At 70.7% G+C, this 14,401-nt stretch carries 14 protein-coding genes; 7 read left to right on the top strand and 7 right to left on the bottom strand.

Annotated elements, in window-relative coordinates; genetic code table 11:
• The first annotated feature begins 145 nt into the window (after nt 1-145).
• Nucleotides 146-964, top strand: a complete 819-nt coding sequence (locus tag OHA17_RS13335; RefSeq protein WP_406506834.1) for a hypothetical protein — start codon at nt 146-148, stop codon at nt 962-964.
• 84 nt (nt 965-1,048) lie between these two features.
• Here the strand turns inward: OHA17_RS13335 and OHA17_RS13330 are convergent, their stop codons facing one another.
• Nucleotides 1,049-1,231 carry a DUF6104 family protein gene (locus OHA17_RS13330; protein WP_053730670.1) on the bottom strand — a complete coding sequence of 61 codons (183 nt, stop codon included), beginning with the start codon at nt 1,229-1,231 and terminating at the stop codon, nt 1,049-1,051.
• A 196-nt stretch (nt 1,232-1,427) separates the two neighbouring features.
• On the opposite strand from OHA17_RS13330, the gene OHA17_RS13325 reads away from it, so the two are divergent.
• The 3 genes from OHA17_RS13325 (at nt 1,428) to OHA17_RS13315 (ending at nt 2,892) form a co-directional block, all read left to right on the top strand.
• Nucleotides 1,428-1,922 (top strand): hypothetical protein, encoded by a 495-nt coding sequence (locus OHA17_RS13325; protein WP_406506832.1) that lies wholly within the window; start codon nt 1,428-1,430, stop codon nt 1,920-1,922.
• A 68-nt stretch (nt 1,923-1,990) separates the two neighbouring features.
• On the top strand, nt 1,991-2,488 hold the full coding sequence (locus OHA17_RS13320; protein ID WP_406506830.1) for a hypothetical protein: 498 nt from the start codon (nt 1,991-1,993) through the stop codon (nt 2,486-2,488).
• 206 nt (nt 2,489-2,694) lie between these two features.
• Nucleotides 2,695-2,892, top strand: a complete 198-nt coding sequence (locus tag OHA17_RS13315) for a DUF6191 domain-containing protein (RefSeq protein WP_406506828.1) — start codon at nt 2,695-2,697, stop codon at nt 2,890-2,892.
• 114 nt (nt 2,893-3,006) lie between these two features.
• Here the strand turns inward: OHA17_RS13315 and OHA17_RS13310 are convergent, their stop codons facing one another.
• From OHA17_RS13310 to OHA17_RS13295, 4 genes are all read right to left on the bottom strand, one after another.
• Complete coding sequence (locus OHA17_RS13310) at nt 3,007-6,852, bottom strand: multifunctional oxoglutarate decarboxylase/oxoglutarate dehydrogenase thiamine pyrophosphate-binding subunit/dihydrolipoyllysine-residue succinyltransferase subunit (RefSeq protein WP_406506826.1); 3,846 nt, start codon at nt 6,850-6,852, stop codon at nt 3,007-3,009.
• A gap of 281 nt (nt 6,853-7,133) precedes the next feature.
• A complete protein-coding gene (locus tag OHA17_RS13305; protein WP_234392399.1) occupies nt 7,134-8,324 on the bottom strand; it encodes a HAMP domain-containing sensor histidine kinase in 1,191 nt (396 codons plus the stop codon).
• Complete coding sequence (locus tag OHA17_RS13300) at nt 8,321-9,058, bottom strand: response regulator transcription factor (RefSeq protein ID WP_053730675.1); 738 nt, start codon at nt 9,056-9,058, stop codon at nt 8,321-8,323. The genes OHA17_RS13305 and OHA17_RS13300 overlap by 4 nt, the downstream gene beginning before the upstream one ends.
• Before the next feature lie 90 nt (nt 9,059-9,148).
• Nucleotides 9,149-9,829, bottom strand: a complete 681-nt coding sequence (locus tag OHA17_RS13295; protein ID WP_406506824.1) for a spermidine synthase — start codon at nt 9,827-9,829, stop codon at nt 9,149-9,151.
• Nucleotides 9,830-10,120: 291 nt separating this feature from the next.
• Between OHA17_RS13295 and OHA17_RS13290 the strand changes: the two genes are divergently transcribed.
• Nucleotides 10,121-10,903, top strand: coding sequence for a rhomboid-like protein (locus tag OHA17_RS13290; RefSeq protein WP_406506822.1), 783 nt, complete (start codon nt 10,121-10,123; stop codon nt 10,901-10,903).
• 27 nt (nt 10,904-10,930) lie between these two features.
• Here OHA17_RS13290 and OHA17_RS13285 read toward each other — a convergent pair whose 3' ends face one another.
• Nucleotides 10,931-11,599, bottom strand: coding sequence for a GNAT family N-acetyltransferase (locus OHA17_RS13285; protein WP_406506820.1), 669 nt, complete (start codon nt 11,597-11,599; stop codon nt 10,931-10,933).
• An 88-nt stretch (nt 11,600-11,687) separates the two neighbouring features.
• Nucleotides 11,688-12,194 (bottom strand): MarR family winged helix-turn-helix transcriptional regulator, encoded by a 507-nt coding sequence (locus OHA17_RS13280; protein ID WP_053730677.1) that lies wholly within the window; start codon nt 12,192-12,194, stop codon nt 11,688-11,690.
• A gap of 145 nt (nt 12,195-12,339) precedes the next feature.
• On the opposite strand from OHA17_RS13280, the gene OHA17_RS13275 reads away from it, so the two are divergent.
• On the top strand, nt 12,340-12,945 hold the full coding sequence (locus OHA17_RS13275; RefSeq protein ID WP_406506817.1) for a malonic semialdehyde reductase: 606 nt from the start codon (nt 12,340-12,342) through the stop codon (nt 12,943-12,945).
• Nucleotides 12,946-13,053: 108 nt separating this feature from the next.
• On the top strand, nt 13,054-14,304 hold the full coding sequence (locus OHA17_RS13270; RefSeq protein ID WP_406506815.1) for an MFS transporter: 1,251 nt from the start codon (nt 13,054-13,056) through the stop codon (nt 14,302-14,304).
• The last annotated feature ends 97 nt before the right edge of the window (nt 14,305-14,401 follow it).

The following is a 14,401-nucleotide window of genomic DNA, read 5'->3' as shown; positions in this document are numbered from 1 at the left end:
TACAAGACGCAACATATCGCGTCTCTCGCTAGACACGATATATCGCGGTTGGGGAAAGTCAAGGGGCGGTCCGGGCGATCCGATACGGGCTCATGCGCATATCAATAGGGCGAAATCGGGTGATGCATGCCCTAGCGTATGGATCATGCCCGTCGCCCCTCCCGTCGCCCCCGGAGCGCTGCTCCTCTGCCGCGCCGACCCCCCGGCGGTCCGCCCGGTCGCCCATCTGTTGCGCGAGCGCATGCTCCTTGCTCCCGCGGGTGACGGCTGGAGCGTGCTGGTCCCCGCGGCCAAACCCTGGCTGACCGGCGCCGATCCCGTCGACCAGGTGCTCGCGGGCTGGGCGGGGGCGCTCACGGTCGGTGCGGGCTGGCCCGCGATCGCGCTGTGGTGGGACGACTCCAGGGCGGGCTACACCCTGGCCTCGGGCTTCCGTCGTACGGTCGGCTACGTCTGGCTCGCCGACGGCACCCCGGTCGGCGAGGGCGAGGCGATGCGGACGTTCGCGGCCCGGCTGAGCCTCGACCCCGTATTCGACGTTGAGGCGCTCGACGGTCTGACCCGGCCCGATTCGGCCGCCGACGCCCGGGCCCGGCTCCTCGGCCTGATCGCGGTCCTGGCCCGCACGGGCGTCGCCCTGCCCGCCGGACTCACCCCGGGCGAGCCGACCGACCGGCTGCGTTCGGTGGCCGCCGCGCAGGGCGCCGAGACGATCGAGTGGTCCGGCTGGCGGGACGCGGTACGCGCCGAACTCGACGCGGTCGAGGACAGCCCGCTCGGCCCCTGGGTCCGCGGCCCCAGGGCCCGCCTCCTGGGCGCCGCCCAACTCGCCGCGGGCCTCCCGCTCGCGGCCTGGGGCCTGCGGCGCCGCAGCGGCGGCTGGACGACGGCGGGCGCGATCCTGATCGCCCACGGGGTGCTGAGCCTCGCGTACGACCGGATGCGCGCCCGGCCCGGCGACTGACGCGTATTACGCGTCCCGCGCCGCACTCCGGCCGCCGATGACCTCAGTTCACCCGGCCTCGGCCGCCCACTCGGCCTCGACGGCTCACTCTTCCTCGTCCTCGTCGTCCAGCCGCGCCAGCCACGTGGCGAGCCGCTCGACCGGAACCTCGAAGTCCGGGTTCAGGTCGACGAAGGTACGCAACTGCTCGGCGAGCCACTCGAAGGTGACCTCCTCCTCGCCGCGCCGCTTCTCCAGCTCCTCGATGCCGCGGTCGGTGAAGTACACAACATGCTCCTGGGACGTACCGGATGTTCGCCCTTCAGCGTATCCGGCAGCCGTCGGGGGCCACTCCTGCTCCCGCCCTTTGCGGCCGCTTTGAATCCCCATGAGCCGATCATCGGGACGCTGGTGGTGGCTTCCGATCGTTTTGTGTTCCAGGGCGGGGGATTCAGTGAAGATCCAGCTTGTCAAAATGCGGCACATGGTGCTGATCAGCACCGGTGCCGTCGCACTTCTCGGCTGGGCCGCCGCTCACGAGTCCGCGAAAGCCGAGGAGGCCGGACTGGTCGCCTCCTACGTGATGTACGCGATCCTCGGGGTCGCCGCGGTCTTCGTGGTGCAGCGCTGTCTGTTGCTGCCCTCGAAGGCGTGGGTGCGCTTCGACGGTGGCTCGCTGTCATGGCGGGCCCACAAGTCGCTGCTCGCGCAGGAGGTTTCGCCGTCCGGGGCGGTGGACCTGACCGATGTCGTATCCGCGGCCGTGATCGTGCAGCACCCCACCTCGCGGGTGCTGTGGAACCGGCGCCAGGTGGAAATGCGGGCGGTCCGGCTGGAGTTGACGAGCGGCGCGCACGTCGTGCTGCCGATCCGGGGACTGGCCGCACATCTCGTCGCCGGGTCGCCGTTCTCGCAGCTCCTCGATGAACTGCGCCGCCGGCGGCCGGAGTTCGCGCAGGGACTGAGCACCGCCGTCTAGCAGCGGTCCAGCCGCTGCGCCGTCCGTATTCTCGCGGGCGGCTTTCTTCTGATGTTCCGGGGTTGGTCTTGAAGGTCCAGATATTCACGACGCGCCAAGCGGTCGGAGCGTCCCTTTTCCTGGGTGGCGGCCTGTTCGCCATCGCCATAAGTCTTTCGTCCGTCGTCCTCCAGACGGTGATCGGGGCCGCCGCGCTGATCATGATCGTCCGGCTCCTCGCGCTGCCCTCCCAGGTGTGGGTGCGGATCGACGCCCGGGCCATCTCGTGGAAGACGCCGCGGGCCGGCGTGAAGAACGGGCTGCCGCCGTCCGGAACGGTGGCTGTGGGGGACGTGGTCGCGGCGGCCGTGGTCAGGGAACGGACGACCGTGCGGACCTTCGGAACGCGGAAGGAGATGGAAATGCGGGGCGTGCGGCTGACCCTGCGGTCCGGGGACGACGTCATGCTGCCGATCCGGGCCACCGTCGCCAACGTGAGCGCCGATTCCCCGCTTCAGCGGCTCGTCGGCGAACTGCGCCGCCGGCACCCCGAGTTGGCGTCCGGACTCGCCGTACCGACCATGTGAGCCGCCCCACCGCCGAAGGCCGGCGCCGCTCCGGAGGTGTCGGCGCCCCCGTGCCGTGCTTCGCTGGACGGGGGCGGGGTACCGCGATGCCACCGCTCCCGAGCGTCCCGCGGGGCGCGCCGGCGGATCCGGCAGCCATGATCGGGATCTGACAGGCGCCGCACAGCGTTATGTGAGTACGGGACGGCTGACGGAGGTGGCTTCGGATGTTCGGTGGGCTCGACGAGCTGTTCGCGCCCGGGCGACGGCACACGGAAGAGGAGCGCCGGCGGCTGGAGATCACGCTCGACGAGGTCGGCGACTCCGACCCCGGGCGCGGTCCGATAGACCTGGCCAGCGGCAGCGTGGTCATACGCGTGCCCCCGCCCGGGGGTGCCGACCACGAGGACGACGACGAGAGCTGACGGCAGTTACGCCGAAGGGCCCGGCAGCCCCGCCAACGCGGGATGCCGGGCCCTTCGCATGCGTACGACAGGAGGTGCGGGCCGGGCCTCGAAAGACCCGGCCCCCTCGAAGGCCTAGGCCTCGAAGACCTCGTTCACCAGCTGCTCCTGCTCCTGCTCGTGGCGCTTCTTCGAGCCCACCGCCGGGGACGAGCCGTGCGGCCGCGAGATGCGGCGCAGGCGCTCGCCGTGCGGCACGTCCGCGCCGACGGCCAGGTCCAGGTGGTCGATCAGGTTGAGCGCGATGAACGGCCAGGCACCCTGGTTCGCCGGCTCCTCCTGGGCCCACAGGTACTTCTCGGCGTTCGGGAACTTGGCGATCTCCGCCTGGAGCTCGGCACCCGGCAGCGGGTACAGGCGCTCGATGCGGATAATCGCCGTGTTGGCAGCCGCAGCGTCCGTGGCGCCGCGCTTCTCGCGCTCGGCGGCCAGGTCGTAGTAGACCTTGCCCGCGCAGAAGACGACCTTGCGGACCGCGCTCGCGTCCACGTGCTCGTCGCCGATCACCGGGCGGAAGCCGCCGTTGGTGAACTCCTCGGCCTTCGACGCCGCAGCCTTCAGACGCAGCATCGACTTCGGGGTGAAGACGATCAGCGGCTTGTGGTGCGGGTTGTGGACCTGCCAGCGCAGCAGGTGGAAGTAGTTCGACGGCAGCGTCGGCATCGCGACCGTCATGTTGTTCTGCGCGCACATCTGGAGGAAGCGCTCCGGGCGGGCGGACGAGTGGTCCGGGCCCTGGCCCTCGTAGCCGTGCGGCAGCAGCAGCGTGACGCCGGAGGTCTGGCCCCACTTCTGCTCGGCCGAGGAGATGAACTCGTCCACGACCGTCTGGGCGCCGTTGACGAAGTCGCCGAACTGCGCCTCCCACATCACCAGGGACTCGGGACGGGCCAGCGAGTAGCCGTACTCGAAGCCCATCGCCGCGTACTCGGAGAGCAGCGAGTCGTAGACGTTGTAGCGCGCCTGGTCCTCGGAGAGGTACATCAGCGGCGTGTAGTCCTCGCCCGTGACCTGGTCGACCAGGACCGCGTGGCGCTGGCCGAAGGTGCCGCGGCGGGTGTCCTGGCCGGAAAGACGGACCGGGACGCCCTCCATGAGGAGCGAGCCGATGGCCAGGGTCTCGCCCGTGCCCCAGTCGATCGTGCCGTCCTCGACCGAGGCGGCGCGGCGCTGCATCTGCGGCATCAGACGCGGGTGGACGGTGATCCGCTCCGGGATGTTCACCTGCGACTCGGCGATGCGCTTGACGATCTCCTGGGAGACCGCCGTGGTGACCGCGACCGGGAACTGGGCCTGCGGGTCGGTCGAGTGGACCTCGCCCGACGCCGAGGTGGTGGCCTCGCGGACCTCCGCGAACACCTTCTCCAGCTGGCCCTGGAAGTCCTGCAGGGCCTGCTCGGCCTCTTCCAGGGTGATGTCGCCGCGACCGATGAGCGACTCGGTGTAGAGCTTGCGCACCGAGCGCTTCTTGTCGATCAGGTTGTACATCTGCGGGTTGGTGAACTGCGGGTTGTCGCCCTCGTTGTGACCGCGGCGGCGGTAGCAGATGAGGTCGATCACGACGTCCTTGTTGAACGTCTGGCGGAACTCGAAGGCGAGCCGCGCGACGCGGACCACGGCCTCCGGGTCGTCACCGTTCACGTGGATGATCGGCGCCTCGATCATGCGGGCCACGTCGGTGGCGTACATGGACGAGCGCGACGACTCCGGGGCGGCGGTGAAGCCGACCTGGTTGTTGATGACGATGTGGACCGTGCCGCCGGTGCGGTAGCCGCGCAGCTGCGACATGTTCAGGGTCTCGGCGACGACACCCTGGCCGGCGAAGGCCGCGTCACCGTGCAGGGCGACCGGCAGGACCGTGAAGTCCGTGCCGCCCTTGTTGATGACGTCCTGCTTGGCGCGGGCGACACCCTCCAGGACCGGGTCGACCGCCTCCAGGTGCGAGGGGTTCGCGACGAGCGAGACCTTGATCTGCTCGCCGTCCAGACCGGTGAAGGTGCCCGAGGCGCCCAGGTGGTACTTCACGTCGCCGGAGCCGTGCATCGACTTCGGGTCGAGGTTGCCCTCGAACTCGCGGAAGATCTGCGCGTACGACTTGCCGACGATGTTGGCGAGCACGTTCAGGCGGCCGCGGTGGGCCATGCCGATGACGACCTCGTCCAGGCGCGACTCGGCGGCGCTGTCGATGACGGCGTCGAGCAGCGGGATGACCGACTCGCCGCCTTCGAGCGAGAAGCGCTTCTGGCCGACGTACTTGGTCTGCAGGAACGTCTCGAACGCCTCGGCCGCGTTCAGGCGGCGCAGGATGCGCAGCTGCTCCTCGCGCTCCGGCTTGGAGTGCGAGCGCTCGACGCGGTCCTGGATCCACTTGCGCTGCTTGGGGTCCTGGATGTGCATGAACTCGATGCCGGTGGTGCGGCAGTACGAGTCGCGCAGGACGCCGAGGACGTCGCGCAGCTTCATCAGGGACTTGCCGGCGAAGCCGCCGACCGCGAACTCCCGCTCCAGGTCCCACAGGGTGAGGCCGTGCTCGGTGATGTCCAGGTCGGGGTGCTTGCGCTGGCGGTACTCCAGCGGGTCGGTGTCGGCCATGACGTGGCCGCGGACCCGGTAGGAGTGGATCAGCTCGAAGACGCGGGCGGCCTTCGTGACGTCGTCGTCGTGCGAGGCGTCGATGTCCTTGAGCCAGCGGACCGGCTCGTAGGGGATGCGCAGCGCCTCGAAGATGTCGTCGAAGAAGCCGTTGTCGCCGAGCAGCAGGTTGGCGACGATGCGCAGGAACTCGCCGGACGCGGCGCCCTGGATGACCCGGTGGTCGTACGTCGAGGTGAGGGTCATCACCTTCGAGATGCCCAGCTTGTTCAGGGTGTCCTGGGAGGTGCCCTGGAACTCGGCCGGGTAGTCCATCGAGCCGACGCCCATGATGACCGACTGACCGGGCATCAGACGCGGCACGGAGTGCACGGTGCCGAGGCCGCCGGGGTTGGTCAGCGAGACGGTGACGCCCGTGAAGTCGTCCATCGTCAGCTTGTTGTTCCGGGCCCGGCGGACGATGTCCTCGTACGCCTGCCAGAACTCGAAGAAGTCGAGCGTCTCGGCCTTCTTGATGCCGGCGACGACGAGCTGGCGGTCGCCGTTGGGCTTCACCAGGTCGATGGCCAGGCCGAAGTTGATGTGCTCCGGCTTGACCAGGGTCGGCTTGCCGTCCTTCTCGACGAAGGAGTGGTTCATCGACGGCATGGCCTTGATGGCCTGCACCATGGCGTACCCGATGAGGTGCGTGAAGGAGATCTTCCCGCCCCGGGCGCGCTTGAGGTGGTTGTTGATGACGATGCGGTTGTCGAACAGCAGCTTCACCGGGACCGCGCGCACGGACGTGGCCGTGGGGACCTCGATGGAGGCGTTCATGTTCTTGGCGACCGCGGCGGCGGGGCCGCGCAGCGTCACGTACTCGGGACCGGCCGGGGCCTCGGTGGCCTCGGCCGCCTTGGCCGCAGGCTTGGCGGGCGCGGCGGCGGCCGCGGGCTTCGCCGGAGCCGGAGCAGCGGCCGCGGGGACGGCCTTGGCCGGTGCCGGTGCCGGAGCGGCGGCCGGGGTGGCCGGCGCCGCGGGGGCTGGGGCGGCCTGGGCCGGAGCCGCGGGTGCGGCCGGAGCAGCTGCGGCAGGCGCGGCTGCGGCAGCGGTGGGCGCGGCTGCGGTGGGAGCACCCTGAACAGGCTTGTCCGCCGTGCCGGTTGCACCCGGCTTGTAGTCGGCGAAGAAGTCCCACCAGGCGCGGTCGACCGAATTGGGGTCCTGGAGGTACTGCTGATAGATCTCGTCGACAAGCCACTCATTGGCACCAAAGCCGGCCGCAGGGTTCTTGCCCTGCCCGTCTTGGTCGGTCGAGACGCTCGAATTACTGGGGGACTGAGACGACACGGCGGTAACCGCCCTCTTCCGCTTCACAAGGTGATGGACAGCGGAAATAAAGGCTACGCCTCCCTGGCCTGGACGTGCAGGCCAGGCATGCCACAGTCGTGTAAGTCACACCGGAACCCGGGTTTCGGGCTCTGAAATGGCGGGAAACAAGCGTGGTTCCGCTGCTGCGCGAGCCGCTTCGGGTACGCGACAGTGCGGCTACGGCCCCGTGGCCCGCACCCCTGATCGACCGCTTCTGCCGAAGACCACGCAGAACGGCTGCTTCCGGTTCGAACTTTACGTCAACTTTGCTGGCGCGGGGCGCCCGGGAGGGTGACCTGGATCCGGCAGCCGCGTGCGGATTCGGCCACGCCGATCCGGCCACCGTGAAGATCCACCGCCCAGCGCGCGATCGCGAGGCCGAGTCCCGTGCCGCCGTCGCTTCCCGGGCCGTGCGGGGAGGGCGCGGTGCCGCGGTTGAACCGCTCGAAGACCCGGTGCCACTCGGACTGCGGGATGCCCGGTCCCTCGTCCAGGACCTCAAGATCGAGCGACTCGGGCTGCGGGCCGCGCCGGGCCCGTACGGTCACGCGGCCGTGCGGCGGGGAGTGCTTGACCGCGTTGTCGATGAGATTCGCCACGACCTGGTGCAGCCGCTCGGCGTCCGCGTGCGCGGTCAGCTCGGGCGGCGAGACGTCCAGGTGGAGGTGGACGTCGGCGCGCTGGTGGTTGCCGGAGCCCGAGGACAGCCTGCGCTGGGCGGCCGCCAGGTTGGCTTCCTTGAGGACGCCCGACAGGTAGGGCCACACCTCGAAGCGGTGGGCCCGCAGCGTCACCACGCCGTTGTCCAGGCGGGACAGGTCGAGCAGGGTCTCGACCAGGCGGCCCAGGCGCTCGGTCTGCTTGAGGGCCGTGCGCATCGTCTCCGGGTCGGCCGCGGAGACGCCGTCCACGACGTTCTCCAGGACCGCGCGCAGCGCCGCGATCGGCGTGCGCAGCTCGTGCGAGACATTCGCCACGAGTTCCTTGCGGTGCCGGTCCACGGCCTCCAGGTCGTCGGCCATGCGGTTGATGGTGCCCGCGAGGTCGCCGAGCTCGTCGCGGCGGTCGGCGCCGCGCACCCGGCGCGTGTAGTCCCCGTGCGAGATGGCGCGGGCGACGGTGTTCATCTCGTCCAGCGGGGCGGTGAGCCCGTGGGCGACGAACTGGGTGATCAGCAGGGTCGCTATCACCGAGAAGACCGTGATGAAGCGGAGCTCGGTGCGGGTCTGCAGGGCCACCATGAGCAGCCCGGTCGTGATGAAGACGGAGACCACGACCAGCGTGCCGAGCTTGGTCTTGATCGATATGGAGACCGACCGCAGCCCCGCCACGACCTGGCCGCGCAGTACGCGCCTGGTCCTGGCCCAGCCGCCGCGCCTGGCCGGCTCGTCCCAGCCGGGCCGCTCGCCGCTGCCGCGCAGCTGCCGGGCCCGGTCTCCGGCCCGGCTCATGGCGCGGGGGTCTCCAGCGCGTAGCCGACGCCGTGGACCGTACGGATGCGCTCGGCCCCGATCTTCCGGCGCAGCGCCTTGATGTGGCTGTCGACGGTGCGGGTGCCGGACGCGTCGGCCCAGTCCCACACCTCGGCGAGCAGCTGCTCGCGGGACAGCACGGCGCGCGGCGTGTTCGCCAGGCAGCTCAGCAGGTCGAACTCGGTCGGCGTCAGGTGGACGTCCTCGCCGCGCACCCGTACCCGGCGCTGCGCGTGGTCGATCTCCAGCTCGCCGAGGCGCAGTATGCCCGTGCGCGGCGTGGTGGCGGCCAGCGCGGCCCGCTCCACCCGGCGCAGCAGGACGTGTACGCGGGCCGCGAGCTCGCGCATCGAGAACGGCTTGGTCATGTAGTCGTCCGCGCCGACGCCGAGCCCGACGAGCATGTCCGTCTCGTCGTCGCGCGCCGTCAGCATGAGGACCGGCACGGGCCGCCGGGCCTGGACCCGGCGGCAGACCTCCAGGCCGTCGAAGCCCGGCAGCATGATGTCGAGGACCATCAGGTCCGGCTGCCAGGCCTCGGCCGTGTCGACGGCGGCGGGGCCGTCGACAGCCGTTTGCACCTGGAAGCCCTCGGCCCGCAGACGGGCCGCGATGGCGTCGACGATCGTCGTGTCGTCCTCGACGACCAGCACCCTGCGCTGGGCGCCGGGGGTCGCCGCGACGCCGTTGTGGCCGGTGTGTGTCTGCTCCATCGGTTGCCCCGCCCTGACTGTGCTCGCCCGGGGATCCGTGGGGTGATCCCCTGTGTCGGTCAGAGACTAGAGGCACTTTCCGTGTCTCGGCTACGCAGGGCGAACGCCGAGATGGACCACGTCAGGGACGCCCCGGGCAACTCGGATCTCTTTGGTATTTACCCCAGTGAATCCGGCATTACGGAGAGCCTGTTCAAAGGTGTCGGACGGCCGCGCGGACCACACGGCGAGCACCCCGCCGGGGCTCAACCGCCGTGCGCAGTGGGCGAGTCCGTCCGGTGAGTACAGTCCGCCGTTGCCCTCGGTGACGGTCCACTCGGGCCCGTTGTCGATGTCGAGGCAGAGCGCGTCGAAGGTGTCCTGTGCGGTACGTACGTAATCGACCAGATCGGCGGGGATGATCCGGGTACGCGAATCGGACAGAGCCGGGCCGGAAATGGCGCCAAGTGGACCTGCCCGGTGCCAGTCGATGATGGCCTGTTCCCTCTCCACCACGGCGATTTGGCCCCAGCGGGGGTCCTGCGCCGCATGTGCGAGCGAGAAGCCGACGCCGAGTCCGCCGATGAGAACGGAGGGGCGGCTGGAGGCTGGCAGAAGTGTGTCGTACGCCGCATCGATGAGAAGGCGTTCCGAGCGGCCGTCCGACGTGTCCATGAGGAAGCACCCGTTGGCGATGATCTCGAAATGGGACCCGCGCTGCCGCAGCACGACTTCCCCGTGGGGCCCTTGGCGCCGGTCGAGGGTGGTGATGTCGTCCATGCCGTCGTCCATGCCGCAGAGGATGCCGGGTCCGGCGGCGCGGCGCACGCGAGTTGCCCCCGACGCTCAGGAAGCGTCAAAGGTTGTCCGGTGTGGCGCACGCCATAGACGGGGCAGGAGTCGTTCACCGAAGGTGAGCCGTTGGAAGACGTAGCGAGTACGGAACGCGGATCGCAGAGTTACAAGACGCAGCACTCGGCGCTCAGTACTCAGCACACGAACCACGGAACACGGCCGAAGATCACGGGCGTGGCTTGATTCGGGACGCGCAAGCACCGCGTCCCGGGGGAGGGGCCTCACCCGGTGCACCCGCTCGAAACCCGCCGTCCCGCCACGGCGGAAGGCCCCTTGCCGACGGCCCCGCTCGACTCGATGCCCGCCCGGCTCGACGCGATACCGGCCCAGCGCCCGAACCCGGAGCCCGCGCTCGCCCCGGCCCCCGGCGCCCCGGGCGTACGGGGCCGGCTCGCCCGGGCCGGCCGGCTGCTCCCCTCGCCGACCACGACACCGTTCGCCTTCGGCTACGCGGTGCTGCTCCTGGTGACCTCGCTGTACACCGACTACGGCGATCCGGACACGGTGGACACCCTGCTCCAGGCGTCCAGCACGGATGTGGCCCACCTGTCGACGACACCGGTCCTGGCGATCTTCGCGAGCGCGCTGTGGATAGCGGGAGGCATCGCCTCGCCGTATGCCGTGGTCTTCATCTTCGTGCTGGCCGCGCTGGAACGCCGGATCGGCGGCTGGCGCACGGCGGGCGTGTTCCTCCTCGGCCACGTGGTGGCGACCCTGGTCACCGAGGTCCCGGTGGCCCTCTCGGTGCTGGCCGGCCACCTCCCCGAAAGCTCGCTGCACCGCCTGGACTACGGCATCAGCTTCGGCCTGATGGCAACGGTGGGCGCCCTGACGGGCCTGCTGACCCCCCTGCTCCGCTGGACGACCCTGACCGTGGTGGGCGCCCTCCTGGTGGAAGACCTGCTGGACATGACAGAACCCCTGGCAGCCTGGGGCCACCCGGTGGCCCTCCTGGTGGGGGTGGCGTGCTGGCCGGCGGTACGACGGGTGCGGAACGCGACGGCTGGCTGAGGGGCGGTCGCGCCCTCACCCCTCCGTCTATCCCTCCGTCGCCCTGAAATACAGGCTCGCCATCGCCGAGTGCGTCTCCCAGCCCAAGGCCGAGTACAGGGACCGGCCCGCCGGGGTGCCGACCAGGATTCCCGTGCTCGCGCCTGCCTCGTACGCCGTGTTCTGCAGGGTGCGCATCACCAGGCTGGCCAGGCCTCGGCGTTGGTGCGTGGGGGCGGTTTCTATCTGGTCGGCCACCGCTGTCCGGCCCGTCGGGGCTATCTGGCCGCGGGCCGCGAAGTGGCCCTCCGTAGTACGGACCAGGACTCGGGTCACGCCGCCCCGGGTCCAGGTCGTCACGGTGTAGCCGGCCGGGACTTCGGGGCGTTCGACGGTCAGCGGGATCGTCATCAGGTAGCCGGGCTGGTCGAACTGCCAGCCCTCGGTCAGCCACGGCCGCACGGTGTCGTCATCGGCGAACAGCTTCAGCCACGTTCCGGGCACGCTCGTGGCGGCCAGCGCGCGGACGTCCGCCTCGGCGGGCGCGGGCAGCACATGGCGCGACACGTGGTTGGCCTGTCCGGCGTCGATCGTCCAGCCCCAGGGGCGGTCGATCGGGTCGGAGGTTCCGCGCGAAACGATCCAGCCGTCGATCCAGGCCCGTACCAGCGTGCCGATGGTGGCTCGATCCGGTGCTGCCGCCGCCGTCGACGTCATTGCCGCCCCCTGGGTTTGGTAATAGGTGAAGTTGCCTTCTGAACCTTACCGTTTCTGATCGTCCCTGTCCCGCCTCGGCGGGACTCCGTTACTTGATGCTGGTGTCGCCGAGGGCTTCCAGTACCTGACGCAGGCTGTCGGCGGCCTTCTCGACCAGCTCGCGGTCCACGTCGGCGAGCAGGCGCGCGTGGCTCGACAGGTGGTCGTCGAAGGCGGCCCGGGTGACCTCGTGCCCGCGCTCGGTGAGGCGGATCTTGACGGTGCGCCGGTCCTCCCCGTCGCGCACCCGCTCCACCAGGCCCTTGGCCTCCATCTTGTCGACCCGGTTGGTGATCGTGCCGGAGGACACCATCGACGCCTTGAGGAAGGTTCCGGCGGTGAGGGCGTAGGGCGGCCCGGAACGCTTCAGCGTGGTGAGGACGTCGAACTCGCCCACGTCCAGGCCGTGTTCGGCCGCCGTCGCCTTGATCGACTTGTCGATCGCCAGGGCCAGCCGCTGTACGCGCCCGACGAACTGCACCGACCAGAGGTCGTCCACGACCTCGGGGCGCTCCTTGCTCCACTGGTCGACGATCTTGTCCACGACGTCGCTCATGGCCACCACTCCTCTCGGTTCCGACTCTTTCGGTCAAAACCATATCAGTTCTGGTTCTCTTAGTTTCGAGATACTTGATTCTGGGAGTGTCAGATGCTTTTATCTCACTACCGAGATTGCCGAGTCTGAACGACAGGAGTACCCGATGTCCGGGCCGACCAATGAGCTGACCCTCCACCCCGCCGCTCAGGACCTCCTCTTCCGCGAGGCGCGCACCGCCAACACGTTCACCCCCGAGCCGGTGAGCGAAGAGCAGGTCCAAGCGGTGTACGACCTGGTCAAGTACGCCCCCACCGCGTACAACCAGTCGCCGCTGCGGGTGGTCCTGGTCCGGTTCGCCGAAGCCCGCGGGCGGCTCGTGGACCTCATGGCCGAGGGCAACCGGCCGAAGACCGAGGCCGCCCCGCTGGTCGCGATCCTCGCCGCCGACAACGAGTTCCACGAGGAACTCCCGGCGCTGCTCCCGCACTTCCCGCAGGCCAAGGACCTCTTCTTCGCCGACCGCACGGTCCGGGAGGAGTCCGCGCCGCTCAACGCGACCCTCCAGGCGGCGTACTTCATCCTCGGCGTGCGGGCCGCGGGGCTTGCCGCCGGGCCGATGGCCGGGTTCGACTTCCCCGGCGTGCAGAAGGAGTTCCTCGACGACGACCACACCCCGCTGATGGTCGTGAACATAGGCCGCCCGGGACCGGACGCCTGGTACCCGCGCTCACCCCGGCTCGCCTACGACCAGGTCGTCACCACGGCTTGAACGGCCCCGACCCGGCCCGAGCCATTCGAACCGCCCCGCCCGAACCGCTCGGGCCGCCCCTCAGGGGTCCAACCCGCCCCGCCGCGCCACGTCCTGGAGCCGTCCACCATGTCTGTGCCCACCCCGACCCGCCCCCACCGCGCCACGCCGGCGACACCCTCCGCCGCTCCTTCCGCGGCGCCCGTACCGCGCCAAGTCCCGGCCCTGTGGCTGGCGTTGATGGCCACCCCGGCCGCCGCCAGCGCCAACGGCCCCGTCCTGATCCTGCCCGGCATGGCCCGCTCGCTGGGCGTCTCGCCGGCCGGTGCGACCTGGCTCGTGACCGTCTTCGCCTGGGCCATGGCGGTGGGCACCCCGCTGATGGCGGGCCTGCTGCGGCGCCGCGGCCTCGGCGCCATGCTCAAGGTGAGCGCCGCCCTGATCGCGGCCGGCACCGCGGTCCTCGCGGCGGCGCCCTGGCTGCCCCTGGCCATGGCCGGCCGGGCCGCCCAGGCCGCGGGCGCCGCGGGCCTCATCGCCGCGGCCATGAGCCTGGCGGGCTCGGTCCGGCGGATGGGCGTGATCGCGGCGGGCTTCGGCGCGCTGGGCGCGGTCGGCCCGCTGCTCGGGTCCGTGATCGCGGACGCCGCCTCCTGGCGCCTTTCGCTGGCCGTCGGCGCGGTCGCCCTCCTCGCCCTGCCCGCGGTCGTGCGCCGCGCCGACCTGTCCGCGCCGCCGCGGAGCACCCCCTTCGACGGCCGGGGCGCCGCCCTCCTCGTCCTGGCGGTGACGGCCCTCGTGCTCGTGCCGCGCTACCCGCTCCCGGCGGTGGCCGCCTCGCTGGCGACGGCCGTGCTGCTCGCCCTGCACATCCGGTCCCACCCCACCGGCTTCGTGCCCGCGGCCCTGCTCCGCACCCGCGCGTTCGTCCTCTCCGCCGTGCTCGCCTGCACGCTTGCGACCTCGTACTTCGCGCTGCTCTTCACCGTCCCGCAGCTGCTGCGCGACCGCACCGACTGGTCGGCCGCCACCATCGGGACCGGCCAGCTGGTCGCCCTGCTCGCCGGGTCCGCGCTCTCCATGGCGCTCGCCGCGGCCTCGGCCCGCATGAGCCGTCGGCGCGTCCTGACGATCCTGCTCGCCGTCGGCGCGCTCGCCCCGCTCACCGCCGTGCTGACCCCCTGGGCCCCGCTGCTCCTGCTGGTCGCGACGCTGGCGCTGCTCGCCACCAGTACCGGCCAGGCGACCCTCTCGGTGTACGCGACCACGGCCGCGCCGGCCGCCCAGCGCTCCACCGCGATCGGCCTGTTCAACCTCTGCTACCAGCTCGGCGGCGCCTTCGGCCCGGCGATCGCGGCGGCCGTCGCCCTGGGCGGCTGAAGCGTTCCGGGCCTGGTCGCAGGGCCTGTACCGGGTGATCGCTCAGAGCGAACACCGCTCGGGGAACATTCCTCGACTCAGCTGCATTGAGTCGGCA

Origin of the sequence: Streptomyces sp. NBC_00212, from assembly GCF_045206365.1 — a bacterium.
Taxonomy (GTDB): domain Bacteria; phylum Actinomycetota; class Actinomycetes; order Streptomycetales; family Streptomycetaceae; genus Streptomyces.
The sequence above is the reverse complement of the archived record's forward strand: the minus strand, read 5'-3'. Positions and strand labels throughout refer to the sequence as shown.